Origin of the sequence: Tolypothrix tenuis PCC 7101 (assembly GCF_963874875.1) — a bacterium.
Lineage (GTDB): Bacteria > Cyanobacteriota > Cyanobacteriia > Cyanobacteriales > Nostocaceae > Aulosira > Aulosira tenue.
In genome coordinates, this window is the sequence record NZ_CAWNJS010000001.1 from 832,470 (window position 1) to 840,434 (window position 7,965).

Here is a 7,965-nt window from a genome sequence, read left to right on the forward strand (position 1 = left end):
CATAGGTACGCTAACCCACATCATTTACCAGACAGTCAACAGTCAACCGTCAACAATCAACAGTCAACCGTCAACAATCAACAGTCAACCGTCAACCATCCCTTATGACAAAGTACCAGTATCAAGTCGGGGGGAGTTTGCCCCAAGATGCACCCACATATGTCAGACGACAAGCTGACGATGACATCTATGCAGGCTTGACTCAGGGTGAATTTTGTTATGTTCTCAATTCGCGGCAGATGGGGAAATCTAGTTTGCGGGTGCAGGTGATGCAGCGCTTACAGGCGGAGGGGTTTGCCTGTGCGAATATTGATATTACTGCGATCGGGACGGCAGATATTACCCCAGAACAGTGGTATGCGGGGGTGATTGATACCCTGGTGGGGAGTTTGAATCTTTATACTAGTTTTGATTTAGATAGTTGGTGGACTGAGAATAATTTGCTGTCGCCAGTGCAGCGTTTGAGTAAGTTTATTGAAACGGTTTTACTCAAAACAATTACCGAAAAGATTGTGATTTTTATTGACGAAATTGACAGCATTCTGAGTCTTTCGTTCAATTTAGATGACTTTTTTGCAGTGATTCGCGATTGCTATAACCGCAGAGCTACCCAAGCAGATTATAATCGCCTGACTTTTGCTTTGATTGGGGTGTCTACCCCCTCAGACCTAATTCAAGATAAACGTCGCACTCCTTTTAATATTGGACGGGCAATTGATTTAACTGGCTTTCGACTGGATGAGGCGGAACCTTTGGCGCGGGGATTGGCGGCGGTGGATGATTCTGGGGAGTTAATGCGGGTGGTGTTGGCGTGGACGGGGGGACAGCCGTTTTTGACACAGAAGGTTTGTAAGTTGGTGGTGGGGGGGGAATGGGGAAGGGGGAATGGGGAAGGGGGAATGGGGAAGGGAGAAGGGGGAGAAGAATCTAAAATTCAAAATCCAAAATCTGAAATTGAGTTGTGGGTGGAGGATTTGGTGAGGAGGCGGATTATTGAGAATTGGGAGGCGCAGGATGAGCCGGAGCATTTGAAGACGATTCGCGACAGGATTATGGCGCGGGGGGAAGAGAGGACTGGGCGGTTGTTGGCGTTGTGTCAGCAGATTTCGCAGCAGGGGGAAATTGCGGCTGATGATAGTGCTGAACAAACGGAGTTGCGTTTAACGGGATTGGTGGTAAAGCGGGATGGAAAGCTGCGAATTTATAACCGGATTTATGCTGAGGTGTTTAAGCAGGAATGGAGTGAAAAGCTTTTGGCAAAGCTGCGCCCATATTCTGATGCTTTTAATGCTTGGGTGGAGTCGCAACAACAGGATGAGTCGCGGTTATTGCGGGGAAAGACTTTGCAGGATGCTCAAGAATGGGCGACGGGTAAAAGTTTAAGCGATTTGGATTATCGGTTTTTGGCTGCTAGTCAGGAATTAGAAAAGCGCGATGTGCAAAGGCGCTTGGAGGCGGAAGAACAGGCGAAGCAAGTTTTGGCAGAGGCGAACCGCAAAGCTAATCGGCGGATTCAAGTTGGTTCTGTGGTGCTGGGGTTGGCGGTGGTGGGGGCGGTAGCATCGTTAATGTTTGCTCAATATCAATTAGGGCAAGCACGATTAGCTAGGACGGAAACGGATAATGCCAAAACAGAGTTAAAAGAAGCGCAAACAGAAACAGAAACCACTAAGCAAGAGAATCAGCGCATATCGGTAGAGAATAAAAATTTATCAGCGCAAGCAGCACAGGCACAACGGAATCTGAATAATGCCAATGCAAACTTGAAAGCTGCAAATGCCAAAGTGAATGAGGCACAGCAAAAGCTGAAAATAGCAGAAGAGAAAGTAGCAGTAGCTGATGCGAAGGTGAGTCAAGCTGAGGGAAAGGCAAAGGAAACTTTTGAACAATTACAAACAACACAAAAGCAGCGTGAAGAAGCTGTTGCAGGTTTAAATCAGGCGAGGCAAGAACAAAAGCAGGCGAGGCAAGAATTACGAACAGCTAAAACTGATCTGAATGCAGCTGTTAATGCCCGTGCAAAGGCAGATGAAGAGAGAAAAATTGCTTTAAAGGCTACCCAATTAGAAAAAGCTGGAACAAATGCGTTGCGAGTGTTTGATACTTCAGGAGAAATCAATGGTTTGCTGTTAGCAATGCAGACTGGAAAAGAACTAAAAAGTCTGGTTAAGGACAAAAAATCTTTAGCAGATTATCCTGCTTATAGCCCTTTTTCTAGTTTACAAAACATTTTGTTAAATATTCGCGAACAAAATAGCTTGGAAGGGCATAGCGGAGATGTTTTCAGCGTCGTCTTCAGCCCTGATGGCAAAACTTTAGCTTCTGCCAGTCGTGACAGCACCATCAAATTGTGGAATCGCCAGACAGGCAAAGAAATTTCCACCCTGAGAGGGCATAGCAATTCAGTAATCAGTGTCGTCTTCAGCCCTGATGGCAAAACTTTAGCTTCCGCCAGTTATGACAAGACCATCAAATTGTGGAATCGGGAAACAGGCAAAGAAATTTCTACCCTGACTGGGCATAGCGATGGGGTCTTCAAAGTCGCTTTCAGCCCCGATGGCAAAACTTTAGCTTCAGCCAGTGGTGACAACACTATCAAATTGTGGAATCAGGAGACGGACAAAGAAATTTCCACCCTGAGAGGGCATAGCGATGCGGTCAAAAGCGTCGTCTTCAGCCCTGATGGCAAAACTTTAGCTTCCGCCAGCGATGATGAGACGATCAAATTGTGGAATCGGGAGACGGGCAAAGAAATTTCCACCCTGAGAGGGCATAGCAATTCAGTAATCAGTGTCGTCTTCAGCCCCGATGGCAAAACTTTAGTTTCCGCCAGTCGTGACAAGACCATCAAATTGTGGAATCGGGAGACGGGCAAAGAAATTTCCACCCTGACTGGGCATAGTGATAGGGTCAACAGCGTCGTTTTCAGCCCCGATGGCAAAACTTTAGCTTCCGCCAGTGATGACAAGACCATCAAATTGTGGAATCGGGAGACGGGCGAAGAAATTTCCACTCTGAGAGGGCATAGTGATGAGGTTACCAGCGTCATCTTCAGCCCCGATGGCAAAACTTTAGTTTCCGCCAGTCGTGACAAGACCATCAAATTGTGGAATCGGGACACTGACAAAAAAATTTCCTCCCTGACTGCGATGAGAGAATTGGGCAACAACGTCGTTTTCAGCCCCGATGGCAAAACTTTAGCTTCTGCCAGTCGTGACAATACCATCAAATTGTGGAATCGGGAAACAGGCAAAGAAATTTCCACCCTGAGAGGGCATATTGATGGGGTCTACAGTATCGTCTTCAGCCCCGATGGCAAAACTTTAGCTTCCGCCAGTCGTGACAATACCATCAAATTGTGGAATCAGGAAACAGGCAAAGAAATTTCTACCCTGAGAGGGCATAGCGAATCGGTCATCAGTGTCGTCTTCAGCCCTGATGGCAAAACTTTAGCTTCCGCCAGTCTTGACAAAACCATCAAACTGTGGAGTCGGGAAACAGGCAAAGAAATTTCCACCCTGAGAGGGCATAGCGAATCGGTCATCAGCATCGTCTACAGTCCTGATGGCAAAACTTTAGCTTCCGCCAGTGATGACAAGACCATCAAATTGTGGAATCGGGAAACAGGCAAAGAAATTTCTACCCTGACTGGGCATAGCGATGGGGTCAACAGCGTCGTCTTCAGCCCCGATGGCAAAACTTTAGCTTCCGCCAGTGATGACAAGACCATCAAATTGTGGAATAGGGAGACGGGCAAAGAAATTTCCACCCTGAGAGGGCATAGCGCACCGCTCTACAACGTCGTCTTCAGCCCCGATGGCAAAACTTTAGCTTCCGCCAGTTGGGACAACACCATCAAATTGTGGAATCAGGAAACAGGCAAAGAAATTTCCACCCTGAGAGAGCATAGCCAAGGGGTCAGCAGCGTCGTCTTCAGCCCCGATGGCAAAACTTTAGCTTCCGCTAGTTATTATGGCATCATCAAATTGTGGAGTCTGAGTCTTGATGATTTATTAGCCCAGGGTTGCAGTTGGCTGAAGGGTTATTTGATTAGCCATCCTGATGAGGCGAAGGTGTGTGAGGGGGGGTAGGGGAAGGGGGAAGGGGGAAAGGGGAAGGGGGGAAGGGCGATTATGTTCTATGAAAATCAGTATAAATGTAGAGTAGATGGGGAGTGATGAGTAATTTAAGACAACGGTTTAAGTTCTGAACTCGGAGTTTCTTGTTTGAAACGAGAATGTTCCTACTTGAAACGAGAATGTTCTTGCTGGGAACGAGAATGTTCTTGTTTGGAATGAGAATGTCCCTATTTGAAACGAGAATGTTGCTGTTTGAAATGAGAATGTTTTTGCTGGGAATGAGAGTGTTTCTGTTCAGAACTCGGAGTTTCTTGTTTTGAAGGCGGAGTTTCCTGTTTTGAACGGGAATTTTCTCAGCGCGAAGCTGTTGGGAAAATTACAGATGCGATGAATGGAAATGAAAGACGCGATGAATGGAAATTAGGGATTTCCAAGAAATAAATTATTCCATCTTGTGGGGCGGGCAAGATGCCCGCCACATAAACTGGGCGGACAAGATGTCCACCCCACAATAAATACTGGAATATTTTTTTATTTGGAAGTCCCTTACAGATGCGATGAATGGAAATGAAAGACGCGATGAATCGCGTCTCTACAAGGGGTGACTTTAATTAAAATTGGCCTAGCTCTAAGTTGTAATTAAGGCTGAAGAACCAACCATTAAAATCTATATTGGGGGCGGTGGAACCGCCAAAGCTAACGCCAGTCTGAAGGTTAAGATTGCTGTTTTTGGAGACTCGATAGGTTAAATGCCCAAATAAGCGATGAAATTCGTCTTCGCGGGCATCGGGACGATTGGTAAAATTTGACAGGTTGAACTGATAGTTAATGCCAACTTGTAGCGGTTTTTGTACGTAGTAGCTTAAGGATAACCACAAAGAGTTAATAATCCGACTACGGCTTTCTGGATCAGCAAAACTGACGCTTAATCCATAGAAGCTATCGAGAAATAATTTAGAACTTAGGGGATCTCGCCGCCCTATAGATAGGCGAATGGAGTTTTCACTTAAAAAGCGATCGCCTGAGTTGAAGGTATCACTGTTATTGGCGTAGAACAACATCTGATTACTCCAAGCAATTTCCCCATACATCCGGCGTGAGAGTTGCTGGTACAAACTGACGTTGAATCTCAACTGATTGTAATCATATAGCGATTGATCAAAATAATGAATCTGGGTGCCGTCAATGGAACCACTGATATAAGTCCTCGAACCTAAAGGAAAATATGCAGAGGCTAATGTCAGCCCATAAAAAATTAAGCTGTCTGGGATAGGGTCAACAGTTGAAGAAAAAATGTTATCTGTATAAAAGTAGCCAACACGAGCTTCTAGAATACCTATAGGTTGAAACTGCGGTACGGGTTTTTCTATTGGTGTTGGTGGCTGTTGTTCTAATTGTGGTGGATCTTCTATTGTTCGTGGCTTCACCCGCAATCCCAACTCTAAATTGTTCGTTTCAGATGGCGATTGTGTTTGTCTTTGCAATCTCTGTCTTAGCCTTTCTAACCTTTGAGAATAGTTCAGCCGGGGAGTTTCTAAGAGTTGCTCTATTTGCGATGGTGAAGGACTGGGAACAGTATTAGGTTGTACTTCTAATGGTGGTGGATCGTTCGGTGGCGGATTATTTGGCGGTGGATTATTTGGTGGTGGATTATTTGGCGGTGGCTCGTTCGGCGGTGGATTGTTCGGTGGTGGATTGTTCGGCGGATTATTTGGTGGTGGGGGATTTGACGTATTGGGTGGCTGTTGATTAACTTGCGCTGTTACTTGTCCTGGTGCAGTAGACTTGGGTAATTTTTGTGAATATAAAACTTTTAAGTTACTTGGCTGTTGACACCAGTTGTCTTGACAGTTGAAATTGGTTTTCGCAGCTTCCACAGCAGAGTCAAGCAAGGATAACTGCAAAGAGTTATTGGATTTTTGAAAGTTTTCTAAACAACTACTGCTTTGATTTAAGTTCTGAATGTCAATCTGCCCAGAGAAGGGTATTCTATGTGTTGGCTTTGGGAAGTTGTGAATTCTATTTATTTTTGCTAACTCTGCTAGTGGATTGTTATTTGCATCTGGTTGCAGCAGCTCGCATTGTCCATTAGCAATTTGTGCGATCGCTAAAGATGTGACGTTTGATGCTAAAGTTTTTGGCGGATTTAATTTACTCGCTAAGTTCCCATGAGAACTTGCAGCCGATGCTTTACCTACTCTGATGCAGTAACAGTTTGCACCACCAATAGCTAACAAAACCGCAAATACAAAATTTTTCCAGCCCTTGGATTGCATCTTTGATGGCGTTGATCGCGTTTTCCCAACGTAGATCCAGTAGCTATCTCGGAAATTCCTCATTTAAATATCAAATTTCCGATTTACTCTTCCCTGATGTTTACTTCTCGTGCCGAAAAGTCTTAATCAATATTAGAAATTACTATATATGATATTTGTACTGCTTCAACCACTAAAGTAGAAACATTAAATTTTATTATGCATTTAAGTATTAATGTATTAAGTTTAAAATAAGGATGATAAACTTTCCGCGCATTTTATTAAAATACACTGACTAAGCTTCGCCGGATTGAATAATTTACTTAGAAAAGTATAAATTATAACTTCACAAAGAGAATCTCAAACCAGAATTTATTTTTACCAATAACAGTATTAATTAATACTTCTGAGTCTCGAAACTATGCTGCAAAAATTTTTACCACTTTTAGTGATTGGTGTGTGGGGAGCGATCGCCTTGCCTTTGTCAGGGCAGGCAAATGCAACAATTCCTCTCACCAGAGCTGAGATTCAGGAATTACGTAACTTAGTGCAACTAATTCCCCGCAATAGCCCTAAGAAGCGTCCAGCGCGCAAATCGGATGCGATGATTCCTGGTGATGGTTTATCCACTGGTAGAAAGTCCCTTGCAGATTTACGTTTCAATGATGGCTCTCTAGCAAGGATTGGAGAACAAGCAGTATTTCAGTTTTTACCGAAAACGCGCAATTTTCGACTCTCCAATGGCACAGTATTATTACTGATTCCACCTGGTAGGGGGCAAACGCGGATACAAACACCCAATGCAGCAGCAGCAATTCGGGGTTCAGCATTATTTGTCCGTTATGACGAACAAACCGACACGACAATTGTAGGTGCGCTTACCAATAGCGGTATAGAAGTATCCAATAAAGCTTCTCAAAGCCAGGTGCTAGAAGCCGGGCAACTGATGGTTATTGTTAAAGGTAGATTTCAAGGTTTATACGATTTTGACCTAAGAAATTTTTATGAAACTAGCGATTTAGTGCGAGGACTGGATTTAACTAGACAAAATCTTGCACCAACACCAGACCCTGCGATCGCCAGCGTTCAAGCTGAAACTGCAGCTGCTGTAGCTACACAAACACCACTTAAAGGCGAGGGAGTTGTCGAAAATCCCTCATTTTTACAGCTAACAGCTAGTTCTTCCAATTCTGCCACTCAAGATGCTGCCTCCGAAGATAGTAAAAGCGAAACTAGTAGCGCAACTAATAGCGAAACTAAGAAAGAAGGATCTTCATTAAACGGAAGCCAAGAAAGTCTGCCAGTAGAATCCATTGTGGACACTGGGCAAGCTCAATCAGATGAGCAAGTACGTAATAATACTGATACTAATCAAAAACCACCAACCCCAGATGGTGGCGGTAAACCACCTGTAATTGATGATGGCGGTGAAAAACCACCAACCCCGGATGATGCTGGAAAGCCACCTGTAATTGATGATGGCGGTGAAAAACCACCAACCCCGGATGATGGTGGAAAGCCACCTGTAATTGATGATGGCGGTGAAAAACCACCAACCCCGGATGATGGTGGGAAGCCACCTGTAATTGATGATGGCGGTGAAAAACCACCAAAGCCAGATGATGGTGGGA

Annotated in this window: 3 protein-coding genes; 2 read left to right on the forward strand and 1 reads right to left on the reverse strand. The window is 44.5% G+C overall.

Annotated features, from left to right (window positions below):
* Positions 1–104 precede the first annotated feature (104 nt).
* Positions 105–4,091 (forward strand): AAA-like domain-containing protein, encoded by a 3,987-nt coding sequence (locus tag AACU25_RS03380; protein ID WP_096573903.1) that lies wholly within the window; start codon positions 105–107, stop codon positions 4,089–4,091.
* Positions 4,092–4,690: 599 nt separating this feature from the next.
* On the opposite strand, the gene AACU25_RS03385 is transcribed toward AACU25_RS03380, so the two are convergent.
* Positions 4,691–6,355, reverse strand: coding sequence for a hypothetical protein (locus AACU25_RS03385; RefSeq protein WP_096573904.1), 1,665 nt, complete (start codon positions 6,353–6,355; stop codon positions 4,691–4,693).
* Between the two features lie 400 nt (positions 6,356–6,755).
* Here AACU25_RS03385 and AACU25_RS03390 point away from each other — a divergent pair.
* Positions 6,756–7,965 (forward strand): FecR domain-containing protein (locus tag AACU25_RS03390; RefSeq protein WP_339382000.1); only part of this gene is annotated, 1,210 nt, incomplete at its 3' end.

Bases quoted from the DNA above. Each gene is read 5' to 3' on its own strand.
- AACU25_RS03380 (WP_096573903.1), top strand. From the start codon at position 105: ATGACAAAGTACCAGTATCAAGTCGGGGGGAGTTTGCCCCAAGATGCA.
- AACU25_RS03385 (WP_096573904.1), bottom strand. From the start codon at position 6,355: ATGCAATCCAAGGGCTGGAAAAATTTTGTATTTGCGGTTTTGTTAGCT.